Raw genomic sequence first — 16,769 nt, 5'->3', positions numbered from 1 at the left:
AGCAAACGATCCTCTTGATAAAGGATCTTTGCAGAACCTGCTATGTTGTTGGGAGGTGGTTGTAGCACCGACCTTAGTGCCCTTTTTAAACGGGAGTACAACTCCCAAAGCGAGGAATTGAGGGTTTTGCAAAGTTCTTTTGATAATAAGTGTCATAAAAAATTGACAATAGGTCGGGAAAATACAGAGATTGGAGAATCATGGATGTGGATCACTCCCTCTGGTTTTTTCAAGGGGTTTGTTTAAGGCCGGAATAACGCATGGCACTTTTCATACATAGATTGAAAACATGCACGTACGTCTCATTATGGACGGTGTGTTGCCTGGCATTTACAAATGAAAGTACGTTTGCCCAGCACGCCGCGGATCGTGATACGGCTGCGGTAGATGTGGAGGGTTCAGGGTTCATGCGTACGGAGGTAAGTTTGAATGTTACGGAGGCCCCGCTGCAGGTAATTCTGGAGGAGCTGGAACGCAAGGCCGATATCCGTTTTTCGTACAGGAACAGGGTGATGGAAAAGAAGAGAACATTCTCGGTTCACATTGAGAACTACACTCTTGAAAAAGCTTTACAGGTTATTTTCAACAACTCGGAAATTCAATTTGTACCGTTTCCAGGGGGATATGTTGTGCTGAAAGAACGAAAAAAAAATAATGCGAAAACCCGGGCCCGGGCGGTCATCAGCGGCCAGGTGATGGATCGCAAAACGGGCCGCAGGCTTGCCAATGCCAGTGTACGGCTGATCCAGCGGCAGCAGGGGAGCTCGACGGATCGGGAGGGACGGTACGCGATTTCCGGGATAGAGGGCGGTAAATATATCCTTTCAGCCTCCTACCTGGGGTACAACCCGGCGCGTAAGCAGGTAACGGTAACCGGCGGAGACACTGCCGTCGTTAACTTTTTGCTGACGCCTGTATCGCTGGCTATGGAAGAACTGGTGGTTGTGGGATATGGTACCCAGCTGCGAAGCCAGCTGACCGGCTCGGTCGGAAGCGTACAGATGGATGAAGCGGCCGGTGCCGGGAACCGCTCGCTCCAGCAAGCGTTGCAGGGCAGGGTCCCGGGAGTGCAGGTCGTCCAGACCGGGGGCGGAAAGCCCGGAGGTTCAATAAACGTGAATATCCGCGGAATCGGGACGATCAACTCCGAGTCGCCGCTGTATGTAATCGATGGCGTGCCTATCCAGGGCAGCTCAACGGGACAGACCGGGAACGGGATCCTGAATACGATTAGCCCCAGTGATATCGAGTCGATTGATATCCTCAAGGATGCCTCTGCCGCAGCCATTTATGGTTCGCGCGCCTCGGGCGGCGTGGTACTGGTTACCACGAAAAGTGGATCAAAAAACGGTCAGGTACAGGTCTCCGCAGAGTCATCGTATGGCGTCCAGGTGCAGCCAAAGCGGTACGATGTGCTGAATGCCCGGCAGTACGCCGCCTATCTCCGCGACGTCCATTCGGATCCGAACAGTTCGGGTTTGCCGGCAAATTTTCAGAATGGAGAGCGCCCGCCGCACAACACGGACTGGCAGGATGAGCTGTTCAGGGCCGCACCGCTGAAAAACTATAACCTGGATATCTCCGGCGGGGGAAGCCGGTCAACCTACAGCCTGGGACTGGGATATTACGATGAGCAGGGTACGATGGTTGGATCTGGCTTCCAGCGCTATTCACTTCGTGCCAATGCCCGGTTTGATGCGGGTGATCACGTTACTTTCGGGGGATCGGTCCTGCTGAGTAAAAGCGATATCGATCAGAACGACACAAGTGGGGGGCGCCGCACTATTGAACATGCCGTAAAGCAGGCCCCCACAGTTCCGGTGTATGATGACACTTTCGTCGGCGGATTTGGGTGGCCGGTTACCGGAGACGGACAGGATGCCGAAAACCCGGTGGCCAACGCTCACCTGATTGACAATACCAGCGACCGGTATTCGGTTATCAGCTCATTCTACGGGGAGGTGGATTTTTTGAGCCACTTCACCTATAAACTGCAGGCGGGAATGGATTTCAGGTATACAGATGACCACGTGTACAACGATTTTTATGAATCGATCCGGAAGCTGGAGGTCTTTTCTTTCCTGAACAGAACCAGGACGCAGGAGCTGAATCCCCTGATTGAGCAGACCCTGAATTTCAATCGATCGTTCGGAAAGAATCAACTGGGTATTTTGGCCGGATTTTCAGCCCAATCGTTTAACGCGAGTGTAGTCAATGCCACAGGGCAGCAGATGCCGCGCAACGTGCGCTCGCTCGGAGCGGCTTCTTCCCAGCTTGGAGTTGACAGCGAAATCCAGGAAAGCTCCCTGCGTTCAATTTTTGGCCGTATCACCTATTCGTATGACAACAAATACCTGTTTACCGGCAATATCCGCCGCGATGAGTCTTCCAAACTGTTTAACGCCGTCCAGCCGGTGGGCATCTTTCCCTCGGTATCAGTCGGATGGCGTGCGGGCGAAGAACGCTTCCTTGAGAATTCCGATATCATCAGCCACCTGAAACTTCGCGCGGGGTGGGGACAGCTGGGAAACCAGTCGGTGCTCGGCAACTACCCGACGGCGGCCAGGCTCAGTTCCGATTACCATTACGTGCTCGGTAACCAGGTGGTGCAGGGCATTGGACCGCAGGAACTGGCCAATGATGAACTCACCTGGGAGACCTCTGTTCAGACGGATATCGGATTTGAGCTGGGCTTGTTCGATGGCTGGCTTGCAGTGGATCTGGATTACTACAATCGCCGAACGGAAGACCTTATCTGGCCCGCCACAATTCCTGAATCCGTGGGGCTGAATCCCCCGTTTATCAATGCAGGAACGGTTGAAAACCAGGGGATCGAAGCCGCGGTTTCTTTACGGCAGTCGCTGGGTGCGCTGACCCTTGATCTTTCCGGAAATCTCACTACCATCGATAATGAGGTAAAAAGCCTGGGAGCCAACAACCAGTTGGAAATTTTTGAGGGTGATATCGCCAATGATATCACCGACGTATCGGTCACGCGGGTGGGAGAACCGATCGGCCAGTTTTACGGGTATGTCTCGGATGGACTTTTTCGAAGCTGGGATGAAGTGTACAGCCATGCCAGCCAGAACCAGGACCCCAATGGAGGGCGGGATCAAGCGACCGCCAGCCGCTATACCGCCCCGGGAGATATTCGTTTCAGGGATTTGAACGGGGATGGACAGGTCGACAGAGACGACAAGACCGTCATAGGCAATCCGATTCCTGATTTTACCTATGGGTTTGTTGCGGACCTGACCTATAAAAATGTGGACCTCAACCTGTTTATTCAGGGAAATTACGGGAACCAGATTCTTAACGGGGCTATAAAATGGCTTCGGGACTTTCGCCAGAATTTTAACCAGGGAACGGAATATCTGGACGCGTGGACGCCCGAGAATTCCGACAGCGACATTCACCGGGTTGCCGCACAGGACCCGAACTCCAACATGTCGCGCCTTTCCGATATCTATGTGGAGAACGGCTCATATCTGAGGATAAAAAACCTCACACTCGGGTATACTTTTAACCGGCAGCTGGTCGAACGGGCGGGCATTCGTCAGCTCAGGGCATACATGGCAGCTCAAAATTTGCTGACACTCACCGGTTACAGCGGACTGGAGCCGGAAATAGGCTCGCTTAGCTCGGGAACGGCCCGCGATGCCGGGATTGACCGATTCGTATATCCCCAGCCCAAACAGTTTTTGGTTGGACTGGAAGTCGGATTCTGACTGAAACCGGGATGAACAGTTCCAGTGAAGTAAAAGGAATAAGAGTGATACATCTTCAATAAATCAAGTAAAACATAACATGTAAATATAAAGTCATATTAACCATGGATACAATGAACCCTTTAGAGCATTTTTTTACCAGAAGATTTAAACAGGGTACACTGCTGGTGGCCGCATTTATTCTTTGCCTGCAGGTTCCCCTTAACGCACAAAAAATTCCCAGGCAAACCTTGATTTCCATGACCTCTGAGTGGGAGGGGGAGCGCTACCCGGACGGCCGTCCCAAGGTGCCTGCCGACGTATTGGAGCGGATGGAAGAGGTATCGATTGAAGAAGCCTGGGGAACGCTGCGGCAGCACGACTACCACAACCAGTTTGCCGGAGGCCCCTGGAAAATACTTAAACCGGGGGAAGTAATGGTTGGCCGCGCGTTAACGGCGACGTACTATCCTGCACGACCGGGCGTGCAGAAGCACATTTCGGAACAACAGGAGAAAGCCGGACATACCGGTCCCACCAACACCTGGCCGATAGATATGCTCAACCAGGGCGACCTGTATGTGGCCAATGGATTTGGCAAAATCAAAGACGGTACGCTGATCGGTGATCGGCTGGGCAACACCATTTATGCCAATTCCGGAAACGGCGTGGTGTTCGAAGGTTCTTCCCGTGACCGAGAGGGCCTCTCCGAGATTGAGGGATTCAACGCCTTTGTCAGAGACTGGGATCCCTCCTTTATTCAGCATATGATGCTGATCGGTCTGAATACCCCGACGCTGATTGGAGAAGCTACCGTGATGCCCGGTGACGTGGTACTGGCCAAGCAGACTGGTGTTATCTTCATCCCGGCTCATCTTGCAGAAGAAGTCGTGATCGATTCGGAGCGAACCCGCCTGCGAGACGGTTTTGCCCACCAGCGCGTGCAGGACGGTACCTACACCGCCGGGCAGATGGATACCGAGTGGACAGACGAAATACGGCAGGATTTTGAAAACTGGTTGCGGTCCAACAGCGAGGAGCTGCAGGAAAAGTTCGGGGTAGGCCAGGCAACCATTGACGAACTCCTGGAAGAGTAGGGTGAAATTCTTGCAGCACTGAATAAAAAAATCAAAAAATATAGTCTTATGAGTAAAGAAACCAACAAGAAGGGTGTGAATCGAAGAGATTTTATTAAGCAGGCGGGAATGGGAGGACTGGGCTTGGGGTCTGTCTTGATGGCCCCGTACGAACAGCAGCTTGAGCAGGCCACCTCAAGGGTAAACCGGAATTCCGCCCCGTCCGACCTCGAAATTACCGATATGCGAATTGCCGAGATTGACGGTATTCCCTTCCGGACACCGATCATCCGGATCGATACCAACCAGGGAATTTCCGGCTTCGGGGAGGTTCGTGACGGGGGCGACCCCCGCTATGCGTTGATGCTGAAGAGCCGTATCCTGGGGCTCAATCCATGCAATGTTGAAAAAATATTTAAAATTATCCGCCAGTTTGGCGATCACGGACGGCAGGGCGGCGGCGTGTCCGGGGTGGAAACGGCCCTCTGGGATCTGACCGGGAAAGCGTACGGGGTGCCCGTCTATCAGCTGCTGGGCGGGAAATACCGTGACAAGGTACGGCTTTACGCCGATACTGCAGGGGCCGACGATCCCCACGTGTTTGCCAGGCGGATGAAAGAGACCCGGGTCGACAAGGGCTACACCGCCCTGAAGATGGATATCGGCATCGGGCTGCTGGATGATATCGAAGGGGCCTTGGTGAATACGCACCATCACGCACCGCAGGGCAGCCGGGAGCTGCAGAGCCAGTACTCCGGCACGCACGGGGAATACGGGCAGATCGATCACCCGTTCACCCGTATCCAGATTACGGAAAAAGGACTGGACGCACTGGAGGAATATGTAAGCGTTATGCGCGATACCATCGGATACGAAATACCGCTCGGCATCGATCACACCGGTCACTTTGACACCGACGAAGCGATCAAGCTGGCTCGCAGGCTCGAACCTTATACGCTGGCCTATATGGAAGATATGGTTGCATGGAAGTGGATCGACAAATGGAAAGAAATTACCCGCTCTACTACCACTCCCACCATGACCGGCGAAGATATCTTTGGCCTGGAGGGAGGCTTCAAGGAGCTTATAGACAAGCAGGCGGTGAATATGGTGCATCCCGATCTTGGGTCTACAGGGGGGATCCTGGAGACCAAGAGAATTGGGGATTACGCCCAGCAGGGCGGCCTGGCGATGTACCTGCACTACGCGGGTTCCCCCATCGGATTTTTTGCCTCTGTACACGCAGCGGCAGCCACCGAAAATTTTGTGGCCCTGGAGCATCATTCAGTAGAAAACGATGCCTGGTACAGCCTGATTGCCGGCGATACGGTGGTATTTGACGAGGGATACGTGCCGGTACCGGAGAAACCGGGGCTGGGCTTCGATCTCAATATGGAGGCGGTCAAGGAACTGCTCATTGACGGTGCCGGGTTCTTTGAGCCCACCCCGGAATGGGACGAACAGCGATCCTGGGATCGGCTCTGGAGCTAGCCGCATTTTTTGCCAAAATTATCGTGAAAAATGGGGATTAAATTGACAACCGGGCAGGCGGGGAAGGCGATGAATGGATTTTTCCCCGCTTCCCTTCCAATCTCGTATTGCTCCACACGCTCAAATGTTTTGAATACACTAATTTAAACACAAAAAGTTGTATAGATGAAGTTATCGTTCAAGCTATTATTGTATCTGAGCCTGCTCTGTTTTCTCGCGGCCGGGGTGGCCCTGGCCCTGGGCTACGGTGCGAGCCTGCTCGGTCCGCTGATCACCACCATGTTCGTGGCCCTGGCGATCGGGGTACGGGGCACCGACACGATCTTCAAGTCGTTCGCCTTCTCCCTGTGGATCTTTGCCTCCGTCTCTTTTGCCATGTTTTACCCGCAGTATATGACAAGCTGGGGCGGGTATGACCTGAGTAACCTGATTGTCCCGCTGATCCAGCTCATCATGTTTGGGATGGGCACCCAGCTGAGCCTGCAGGATTTTGCCGGCGTGCTGAAAAAACCCAAAGGCGTGGCGGTGGGCCTGGTTTGCCAGTATTCTATTATGCCGCTGGTGGGGATCAGCCTGGCGCTGAGCTTCGGCTTTCCCGCTGAAATTGCCGCCGGTGTGGTGCTGATCGGTTCCTGCCCGGGCGGGGTGGCCTCCAATGTGATGGCCTTCATCGGCAAGGCGGACCTGGCCCTGTCGATTACCCTGACGGCGGTCTCCACGATGCTCTCGCCGCTGGCAACGCCGTTTCTGATGCAGCTGCTGGCCGGCCAGTTTGTCCCGATCGATGCGATCGGGATGATGTGGAGCATCCTGAACATGATTATCGCCCCGATTGTGCTGGGGCTGCTGTTTAACCATTTTCTGCACGGAAAGGTCAAGTGGCTGGACGATATCATGCCACTGGTTTCGATGGCGGGCATCGCCTTTATCATTGCGGTGATCACGGCGGCAGGCCGCGACTCGCTGGTCTCGATCGGGCTGCTGCTGATCCTGGCGGCCGTCATTCACAATGCGCTGGGCTACTTTTTTGGCTACTGGGGCTGCCGGCTGTTCGGGATGGACGAGAAGTCGTGCCGCACCATCGCCTTTGAGGTGGGCATGCAGAACGGGGGGATGGCCTCCGGGCTGGCCCAGGAGATGGGCAAGCTGGCGACCGTGGGACTGGCTCCCGCCGTGTTTGGCCCGTGGATGAACATCTCCGGTTCCACCCTGGCCAACTGGTGGCGCCGCCGGGCACTGGCCGAGGAGGGAGAGCTCCCCGGCGAAGAACCCGAGACCGCCAGGGCTGAGGCCGGTACCCAGCAAGTCAGTGACGCGGAGTAAACAGGTCAAAAAATACCAAAGAGGGTTGTTTTATAACACCTTCTTTTGAGGGAGTTGCACTCTCGTTTAAAAGGGCAATACGGTCGGTGGTACAACCACTTCCCAACAAAGTAGAAGGTTTTGAAAAGGTTCCTCATATAAAAATCCGGAAGTTGTGCCACGATCGATTGCGGATATAATCGGCCGGGAGTTCAACGGATTCAACAAATTAAATGAAGGATGGCATGTATGGAAAATAAAACAGGTAAAAACAGTCGGAGAAATTTTCTTAAAAAGGTCGGACTGGGCGGGCTCAGTATGGCTGGTTTGACACTGGCCCCGATCGAGGACCAGGTGGCTTACGCCTCTCAACACGTCAACCGTAATTCGAACCCTTCGGAACTTGAAATTACCGACATGCGGGTCACGCGGGTTCTTCGCACGCCCATTATCCGTATCTACACCAACCAGGGTATTGTCGGTCATGGAGATGTCCGCGATATTGGGGATTATCGCTATGCCCTGATGTTGAAGAGCCGCATCCTGGGACTCAATCCCTGCAACGTCGAAAAAATATTTAAAATCATAAAGCAGTTTGGCCATCACGGTCGGCAGGGCGGTGGCGTATCGGGTGTGGAAACGGCCCTGTGGGACCTGGCCGGGAAAGCGTACGGCGTGCCCGTCTACCAGATGCTGGGCGGGAAGTACCGTGACAAGGTGCGCATCTACTGCGATACCACGATGTCGAGCGATCCCCAGGAGTATGCGATGCGGATGCAGGAGCGGGTAGACCGGGGATATACCGCCCTGAAAATGGATATCGGCATCAGCCTGCTGGAGGATGTCGAAGGAGCGCTTGTCAACACCGAACACTGGGAAAACAAACCGGGCGGGCTGAGTGGCTGGAATTCGATTCCCGGCAGTTATGCCAACACCGAACACCCGTTCACCCGTGTGCAGGTAACCGAAAAGGGAATCGACCGGCTGATGGAGTACCTGGACGTGATGCGCTCGCAGATCGGGTACGAAATACCGATGGGTACCGACCACTGGGGACATTTTGGCGTAAACGAGGCGATCAAGCTGGCCCGGGCGGCCGAGCCGTATAACCTGGCCTACATGGAGGACCTTATTCCCTGGCAGTACACGGACCAGTGGCGAGAGATCACCGAAGCCTCCACGACGCCCACCCTTACGGGCGAAGATATCTACATGCTGGAAGGGGGCTTCAAGGAGCTGATCGACAAGCAGGCGGTGAATATTGTGCATCCCGATCCCGTGGGCGCCGGCGGACTCCTGGAAACAAAAAAAATTGGCGACTATGCTCAACAGAAGGGCATCCCCATGCAGATGCACCATGCTTCATCCCCGGTCTCGTTCCTGGGTTGCGTGCACGCCGCGGCCGCCACTGAAAATTTCCTGTGGCTGGAGCATCACTTTGTGGATACCCCCTGGTATGATGACCTGGTTACAGGTATTGAGAAGCCGATTGTCCAGAATGGCTACGTCAAGGTCCCGGAGAAACCGGGTCTCGGGGTGGAGCTGAATGAGGAGGTTATAAAAGAACATATGGATCAGGAGCTTGGCTTCTTCGAACCGACCCCGGAATGGGATGAGCAGCGCTCCTGGGATCGCCTGTGGAGTTAATCCGGCTGGTGGAAATTTTCGCGATGCAGAACATAGACTATTTAACCAGGAAATAGATTCATGAGAAAAGCCGCTTATCCCGGATTATTCACTAAGAAATTTGCTACGGCACTCAAATTTGAGCTATAGATGATTTTCGATATATCAAACAATATCAATGGCTTATACATCTATTTTTAATATGATTGTGAATAGTTCGGGTTATGGATTTCAGTTACTCTCATAGTTGAATCTGTGAGACGGTTGTGTAACGGTAAAATTAAAAGTTAGGGGATAAAGGTATGTTGAAATTTAATGAGGGATTTAGTGCAAACACAGTTCGTTACCTGATTATCGTCCTGGCAGGTTGTTTAATCACCAGCTGTCAGACTTCGACCACTGAAAACCAGTCGGTACAGCAACGGCAGGAAATAGCTTCCGAAATTGACAGCGTACTGGTTGACCAGTACAACTTGTGGTACCCGCGAACTGTTGATAATAAGTATGGCGGTTTTTTGAGCCGGTATTCCCATGACTGGCAGTCGATTGGTCCCCAGGATAAAATGATCGTTACCCAGGCGCGCCATACCTGGACGGCGTCAAAAGTTGCCTATCGCGATCCATCCAGGAAAGATTTTGTCAAATATGGAAAGCACGGGTTCGATTTTCTCCGGAATCACATGTGGGATGAGGAGTATGGCGGTTTCTATACCAGCGTAACGCGCGAAGGAGAGGTGATTCCCGACGATGACGGGGTCATCCGCAAAGGACTCTACGGGAATGCATTTGGTATCTACGGGCTGGCCTCCTATTACCAGGCTTCGGGGGATTCGGCCGCCCTGGTGCTTGCCCGGCAGGCGTTCGAGTGGCTGGACGAAGGCTCCTACGATCATGAACACGGCGGCTATTTTAACAGCCTGACGCGAGAGGGAGAGCCGTACGAGCAGGGCTATCCCAAGGATTACAACAGCGGCATTCACATCCTGGAGGCTCTGGCAGAACTCTACCAGGTGTGGCCAGACCAAACAGTTCGGGCCCGGCTTTACGACATGTTCCGGGTGGTACGCGATACCTTTACCACCGACAGGGGATATATGAACCTCTACTTCCGGGAAGACTGGACGCCCGTCGTGTATACGGATTCCTCACGGGCAGTCCAGGAACAGAATCTGGCCACCGACCACATCACATTTGGGCATGATATAGAAACCGCTTTTCTGATCCTTGAGGCCGCTCATGCCCTTGATTTCAGCGAAGATTCAGTGTTGACGCACGCGAAAAAGATGGTCGATCACACAATCGACAAGGCATGGGATGAGGAGGAGGGTGGTTTCTACGACCGCGGCTATTATTTCCAGGGTGATAGTGAGATAACTATCACCGATTCATCCAAAGTCTGGTGGGCCCAGGCAGAGGCACTGCATTCACTGCTCATCATGGCCCGCCATTTTCCCGATGATCCGGAGTACAACTATTTTGACCTGTTTGCAAGGCAGTGGGAGTATATCAAGAACTATCTGCTGGATCCCCGGCACGGCGGATGGTATGAGCGAGGTCTTGATGAGGACCCCGATATGAGAGAAGCCCCCAAAGCAACCATCTGGAAAGGGAACTACCACACCATGCGGGCACTGCTTCGATGCAAACAATTGCTGCAGGATATGGGGCAATAGTCGAAAAACGACGGGGAATATTGCAACAAACAACTAATGAGTAGAGGGCTTTTATAAAAAAGCAGGATATCTGCAGGGCCCGCAAACAACAAACCTGAAGTTAACAGCAATATCAGTTTGGGGAACATAAGATCAATGGTGAGCGGGTATTTGATGCCACTAGATATATCTGGATTTCTTCGAAAAGTTGGCTGCTGCTTTCTTGTTATTTTGCTGGCAAAAGGTTGTCAGCCGGAGACTCGTGACGATGATTGGCCGATCTACAAGTCGGATGCCCACAGCAGCAGCTACTCCGGGCTGGCCCAGATCAACCGGCAGAATGTGGATCAGCTGCAGGTGGCCTGGACCTACCGCACCGGCGACCTGGAAGAAGGGGGATACTCCACGATGGAAACCAATCCCATTATCGTGGATGGGGTACTGTATGGGGGCTCTCCCCGGTTAACCGTGTTTGCCGTGGATGCGGCCACCGGCCAGGAGTACTGGAGCTACGCTCCCTTTGAGGATCCCCCGCGGGGATATATGCGCGGGGTCACCTACTGGCAGGACGGGGCTGAGAAGCGGATTTTATTTTCTGCCGGCACGTACCTGTTTGCCCTGGATGCGGAGACCGGCCGGCCGGTCGACGAATTTGGCGATAATGGCCGCATAGATCTCAATGAGGGGCTGGGGCGGGATCCCGCCACCATCTCCGTTAAATCTCCCTCTCCCGGTATGATCTATGAGGATCTGATCATCATGGGGTCGGCCACGGGGGAAGGCTATGCGTCGGCCCCCGGCCATATTCGCGCCTATAACGTACGTACCGGCCGGCAGGAGTGGATATTTCACACAATCCCTCGGCCCGGCGATCTCGGCTACGACACCTGGCAGCAGGTGGAAGGGGACCAGGAGATTGCCAAAGGGGGCGTCAACAACTGGGCGGGGATGAGCCTGGACCGCCGCCGCGGGATCGTGTACGTGCCGCTCGGTTCCCCCACCTACGACTTTTACGGGGGCGACCGCCCGGGGCAAAACCTGTTTGGCAACGCCCTGCTCGCCCTGGATGCGGTCACGGGGCAGTATAAATGGCACTACCAGACGGTGCATCACGATCTGTGGGACTACGACCTGCCGGCCCCGCCCAACCTGCTGACGGTGCAGCGGGAGGGCGAGCAGATCCCGGCGGTGGCGCAAGTCACAAAAACAGGATTTACGTTTGTCTTTAACCGGCAGACCGGCAAGCCGCTGTTCGAGATTGAAGAGCGGCCCGTGCCGCAGTCGAATGTGGAGGGGGAACAGGCCTGGCCCACCCAGCCCCACCCAGTGGCACCGGAGCCCTTCACCCGCCAGAATTTTACGCGGGATGAGGTCCCGGAGTTTTCCAAACAGGCCCGCGATTCGGTATCCGCAATGGTTGACCGGTACCGGACCGACGGATTATTTACCCCGCCCGACCCCAGGGGCACGCTCCTGTTTCCAAGTACGCGGGGCGGGGCCAACTGGGGCGGGGCAGCCCACGATCCTGAAACCGGCCTGCTCTATATCAACGCCAATGAAACACCTGAGCTGATGAGGTTGCGGCGGGTCGGGCGGCAAACCCCGGCCGATGGTACCCTGTCCGAGAAGGGCAAGGCGATCTACGAGCAGAGCTGCGCAACCTGCCATGGTGCGGACTTGAGCGGTCAGCATCCTGTTTACCCGGCCCTTGCCAATGTCGGGGAGCGCCTCTCCAGGGATCAGGTGCGCTCGATCATCCAGGAGGGCGGAGCCCGGATGCCCGCGTTTTCCAATATTACAGATGAGGAAATTGAGTCCATCATCGCCTTCCTCTTTAACGAGAACCAGGCGACCACAGAACCGTCTGATGGGGATATGGAACAGCAGAAAAATGAAGGGAGCGGGCGATATATGAATATGAGCGCCTACAGCCGGCTGGAAACCCCCGATGGGTTTCCGGCCATCAAGCCGCCCTGGGGTACGCTGAATGCGATTAACCTGAATACCGGCAGGATTGAGTGGCGTATTCCGCTGGGCACCGATCCCGACCTGGCCGACCGCGACATCTCTCCCACGGGCCTGGAGAGCTGGGGCGGTCCGATGGTGACGGCCGGCGGGCTGGTGTTTATCGGCGGAACACCAGATAAGAAGTTCAGGGCCTTTGACAAGACGACCGGGGAGCTGCTCTGGGAGACCACCCTGCCGGCGGGCGGGTTTGCCACCCCGGCAAGCTATAGGGTGGACGGCAAGCAGTATGTCGTCATTGCCGCCGGCGGCGGGCGGGGAATCGCCCCGGGCGATTATTACGTGGCCTTTGCCCTGCCGGAATAAAGGGGCATTTTTCCTTGCTGCAACCGTTCATGGGACCGCTCCCCTCCCCCGCGAATAGCAAGAGAACAATATAACGGCCGTACAAAGTCCATGATAAACATGAGTCAACAAGGCATGATGATATATACAGATAGCCGCACTATAGATGAATTAAGTATACCCGTCCTTGGAGCCAGAATGAAATTACCATATATCTCTCTGGTTTTTTTGCTTATGCTTTCAACGTTACCGGGCTGCAGCGCTGAAGAGTCCAATAGCCCGGGGAGCAGCGAATATGAAGAGTTCGCCAGGCCGCAGATTGAATTTAATCCCAAAACCTATGTGGTGTACAAAACCGGTGAGCCGATTAACGTGGATGGTGTTCTGGAGGAGGCGAGCTGGGAAGAGGTCCGCTGGAGCGACGATTTTGTGCCGATCGATGGGACTACGGAAACAAAGCCGGAGCACCGGACGCGGGTCAAACTGCTGTGGGATGAAAAGTACCTGTACGTGGCCGCGGAGTTGGAAGAGGACGATATCTGGGCAACGATGACCGAGCGGAACGCCCCGCTGTACCTGGATAATGCGTTCGAAATCTTCGTGGATCCCAACGCCGACACCCATAATTACCTGGAGTTTGAGATCAACGCACTCGGAACCATTTGGGACCTCTTCCTGACAAAGCCGTACCGCGACGGCGCCCAGGCGCTCAGCAACTGGAACCTGCTGGATCACCAGTCGGCAGTGGCGTTGGAGGGATCAATCAATAATCCCGACGACGATGACAACAAATGGAGTGTTGAGATAGCCCTCCCGATGGAGGCCCTGCTGGAGGTGGCGCCCGGCAGCAGGGAGGTTCGGCAGGGCGACCGGTGGAAGGTCAACTTTGCAAGAGCTCAACGGCGCCTGGAGGTTAAGGATGGCACGTATCAACTCGAAGAAAATCCGGCCACCAACGAGCCCTGCGGCCCTGAGTTCGCGGTGTGGTCGCCCCAGGGATTAAACAATATCCATTATCCCGAGATGTGGGGGGTAGTCCAGTTTTCCGGAAAAATTGCCGGGGAAGAGGAAGAGCAGTTCAGGCAAGAACCCGGCGAGCGGGTGAGATGGGCACTGCGGCAGCTTTACTACGAGATGCGGGAGTACAAACTCAATTACGGTTCATACACAGATGATCCGGAAGTGTTGGGGATACGGGACATCGACATTGAAGGCATGGAGTTTAATCCTGATATAGAGGTGACAACGAGGATGTTTGAGGTTTCAATACCCGGGATAGACGGCGAACAAACCTGGCACATCCGGCAGGACGGCAGGGTATGGATCGAGTAGGGACTGCTCCGGTTATTCCTGGCGTAGAATAACCGGAGATACCTGATTTTCCATGTCGAAGCTATTTGAAGCACAAAAAAAATACGCAAATCCACAAACAGGCCAGCGGTGGTCGGTCTGCACAATGTGCCTTGTGCGGGCTCTTTCATGCCGTTAATACCGGTGTGATTGGGGATCCTTACGATTTCTTCTATATTGCTGATTCAAACGGGATAGGGCACACTTATAATGTAACTCACTTCTACTTAACACTATGAATACCTATAAACACCTCACGTGTATACTTCTGTTTTTTTTAATTTCCAAAACTGGATTACTGAATTAAGAATTATGTAGACGGCTGAATAATAATTTTTCAGTTCGTAATATTATACAGAAAGGGCATTAACAATTAACGTACCAGATTTTTTCAGAAGCAATTGAGGACAGGCCCCCCAAATAACGGTGATCAGTTGGTGTGGATTGAAAAGATCCAAAGGGGGGATCACCAGGCGTTCGAGAAATTATTTAAAGAGTACTACCTATCGCTGACGCGCTTTGCCTGGCGATATGTGAAATCAAAAGCAATTGCAGAAGAAATTGTTCAAGATGTGTTTGCTGATTTATGGGACAACCGGGAGGATTGGAGGATTGATTATTCAATACGTTCCTACCTGTATAAAACGGTCAAGAATGAGAGTCTCAATCATTTAAAGCACCAGAAAATTGAGGAGAAGTATGCTGGCAAGTGGACGGATCAAAAAGAGAATCCCACGATAGAGTTTGACTATGAGCTGAGAGAAGAGCAGATAAGAGAGGCAGTGAAAAAGGCTATTGATGAGCTCCCCAGACGTGCAAAGATGACGTACAAACTGCATCGTCACGACGGGTTGACATACCATGAAATTGCTGAAGTGATGGAGATCTCAGTTAAAACCGTGGAATCGCAAATGACGCGCACATTAAAGACGCTACGCGAACGACTTTCCTACCTGTTACCCATTTTTCTGACCTTTCTGATCGTGTAACAGTCATAACTTTTAAAATTATTTCTTCCATAAAGCCCCCTTGAAAGATTATAGGGGCCTTTTGGGGGATGGTGTGGATATCTGTCAAGAAAAAATAAAAAAATTACGGGGTGCACTCTATCTAGGTTGTCTTAGTATTAGAAGTGATAAAAACCAAGCTAAAATAACACAGTAAAGTTGGAAAACTGGAATTTAATACAGCGATACATTACGGGAAATGCATCGCCCAAAGAAAGGCGAGAACTATGGCGTTGGATGGGCAAAGATCCTGAGAACAGGGAGCTGGTGAGAGAGCTCCAGGAAATCTGGGAGTTAACCCCTGAAGAGGAGTTTGAAACTAATGTTGAAGATGCGTGGAAGAAGTTTCGGGAAGAAAAAATTGATGCTCCGAAAACCCCTTCAATCGGTTACAGGAGTCATCAACATACTTCTGTTTTAACATATGTGTTCCGCGCTGCAGCCGTAATACTGGTTATTCTGCTTGCGGGTTATTTCGCTCAAAACTATTTGACCAATTCAAATACCGAAGATCCCCAGGAGTTTTATGTGATGCAGGATCTTGTAACAGAGAGCGGGGAAAAGGCGAGTGTAAGTTTTTCTGACGGGACCCGGGTTATCCTTAATGCAGCCAGCACTCTCCGGTTTCCCAAAAGGTTTGATGGTGCAAAACGGGAAGTCTACCTGGATGGTGAGGCTTACTTCAAGGTGGCTCACAACCCGGAAAGTCCTTTTGTCGTGCATACGGATAAGGCTGAAATTGAAGTGTTGGGAACGGAATTCAATGTGCAGGGATGGGAGGAAGACACTAACACGGCCGTAACCGTCAGCGAGGGGAAAGTATCTGTAAAATCGATGAATCCCGATAAAACCGAGAAGGCCGTTCTCACTAAAGGAGAATATACCAGGGTGGAAGAAGCAAAAGGTCTTGCCCCGGTCCAACGAGTAAAAATTGAAAATCACCTGCTGTGGACCCAGGGGGGAATACATTTCGATAATGTCCCTTTCAGACAGGTATTTCGGCACCTGGAGCGAAAATTTGATGTGCAGATTCAGGTACCCGACAAAGGGATTTTGGATGTACCATATACCAGCACGTTTCGCCAGGCAGAGCTCAACGAAATCATACACGTACTCTCTGCTTCACTGGATATGACATATGAGCGAAACGGTTCTATGATAAAGTTTAAAGAATAAAGAAGGACTGTACGAAAATTTGATCGGAACCTTGTTTTCTGGTCATTGGGATGAAAATCACACAGGGAACGT

10 protein-coding genes are annotated in these 16,769 nt (G+C 53.0%); all 10 read left to right on the top strand.

Annotation, left to right across the window (positions count from 1 at the left end; all coding sequences use genetic code 11):
• Positions 1-260: 260 nt before the first annotated feature.
• The 10 genes from ACG2F4_RS00245 to ACG2F4_RS00200 all read left to right on the top strand — a co-directional run bounded on the left by ACG2F4_RS00245 (position 261) and on the right by ACG2F4_RS00200 (position 16,697).
• A complete protein-coding gene (locus tag ACG2F4_RS00245; RefSeq protein WP_395257092.1) occupies positions 261-3,728 on the top strand; it encodes a SusC/RagA family TonB-linked outer membrane protein in 3,468 nt (1,155 codons plus the stop codon).
• A 113-nt stretch (positions 3,729-3,841) separates the two neighbouring features.
• Positions 3,842-4,804 (top strand): RraA family protein, encoded by a 963-nt coding sequence (locus tag ACG2F4_RS00240; protein WP_395257090.1) that lies wholly within the window; start codon positions 3,842-3,844, stop codon positions 4,802-4,804.
• 48 nt (positions 4,805-4,852) lie between these two features.
• Positions 4,853-6,274, top strand: coding sequence for a mandelate racemase/muconate lactonizing enzyme family protein (locus ACG2F4_RS00235; RefSeq protein ID WP_395257088.1), 1,422 nt, complete (start codon positions 4,853-4,855; stop codon positions 6,272-6,274).
• Between the two features lie 165 nt (positions 6,275-6,439).
• The gene (locus ACG2F4_RS00230; protein ID WP_395257086.1) at positions 6,440-7,597 is read left to right on the top strand and encodes a bile acid:sodium symporter family protein; all 1,158 of its coding nucleotides are present in this window, start codon (positions 6,440-6,442) and stop codon (positions 7,595-7,597) included.
• A gap of 228 nt (positions 7,598-7,825) precedes the next feature.
• Entirely contained in the window at positions 7,826-9,223 is a 1,398-nt protein-coding gene (locus ACG2F4_RS00225) for a mandelate racemase/muconate lactonizing enzyme family protein (RefSeq protein WP_395257084.1), read from the top strand.
• A gap of 281 nt (positions 9,224-9,504) precedes the next feature.
• On the top strand, positions 9,505-10,875 hold the full coding sequence (locus ACG2F4_RS00220) for an AGE family epimerase/isomerase (RefSeq protein ID WP_395257082.1): 1,371 nt from the start codon (positions 9,505-9,507) through the stop codon (positions 10,873-10,875).
• A 153-nt stretch (positions 10,876-11,028) separates the two neighbouring features.
• Complete coding sequence (locus ACG2F4_RS00215) at positions 11,029-13,185, top strand: PQQ-binding-like beta-propeller repeat protein (protein ID WP_395257080.1); 2,157 nt, start codon at positions 11,029-11,031, stop codon at positions 13,183-13,185.
• A 213-nt stretch (positions 13,186-13,398) separates the two neighbouring features.
• On the top strand, positions 13,399-14,496 hold the full coding sequence (locus ACG2F4_RS00210) for a carbohydrate-binding family 9-like protein (protein ID WP_395257078.1): 1,098 nt from the start codon (positions 13,399-13,401) through the stop codon (positions 14,494-14,496).
• 455 nt (positions 14,497-14,951) lie between these two features.
• Positions 14,952-15,503 (top strand): RNA polymerase sigma-70 factor, encoded by a 552-nt coding sequence (locus tag ACG2F4_RS00205; RefSeq protein WP_395257076.1) that lies wholly within the window; start codon positions 14,952-14,954, stop codon positions 15,501-15,503.
• A gap of 255 nt (positions 15,504-15,758) precedes the next feature.
• Positions 15,759-16,697, top strand: a complete 939-nt coding sequence (locus ACG2F4_RS00200; RefSeq protein WP_395257074.1) for a FecR family protein — start codon at positions 15,759-15,761, stop codon at positions 16,695-16,697.
• The last annotated feature ends 72 nt before the right edge of the window (positions 16,698-16,769 follow it).

The sequence above is a fragment of the Halalkalibaculum sp. DA3122 genome (genome assembly GCF_043951865.1).
Lineage (GTDB): Bacteria > Bacteroidota > Rhodothermia > Balneolales > Balneolaceae > JAMQKA01.
The sequence above is the reverse complement of the archived record's forward strand: the minus strand, read 5'-3'. Positions and strand labels throughout refer to the sequence as shown.

Coding starts and splice junctions, on each gene's coding strand:
- ACG2F4_RS00245 (WP_395257092.1), top strand. CDS start 261: ATGGCACTTTTCATACATAGATTGAAAACATGCACGTACGTCTCATTA.
- ACG2F4_RS00240 (WP_395257090.1), top strand. CDS start 3,842: ATGAACCCTTTAGAGCATTTTTTTACCAGAAGATTTAAACAGGGTACA.
- ACG2F4_RS00235 (WP_395257088.1), top strand. CDS start 4,853: ATGAGTAAAGAAACCAACAAGAAGGGTGTGAATCGAAGAGATTTTATT.
- ACG2F4_RS00230 (WP_395257086.1), top strand. CDS start 6,440: ATGAAGTTATCGTTCAAGCTATTATTGTATCTGAGCCTGCTCTGTTTT.
- ACG2F4_RS00225 (WP_395257084.1), top strand. CDS start 7,826: ATGGAAAATAAAACAGGTAAAAACAGTCGGAGAAATTTTCTTAAAAAG.
- ACG2F4_RS00220 (WP_395257082.1), top strand. CDS start 9,505: ATGTTGAAATTTAATGAGGGATTTAGTGCAAACACAGTTCGTTACCTG.
- ACG2F4_RS00215 (WP_395257080.1), top strand. CDS start 11,029: ATGCCACTAGATATATCTGGATTTCTTCGAAAAGTTGGCTGCTGCTTT.
- ACG2F4_RS00210 (WP_395257078.1), top strand. CDS start 13,399: ATGCTTTCAACGTTACCGGGCTGCAGCGCTGAAGAGTCCAATAGCCCG.
- ACG2F4_RS00200 (WP_395257074.1), top strand. CDS start 15,759: ATGGGCAAAGATCCTGAGAACAGGGAGCTGGTGAGAGAGCTCCAGGAA.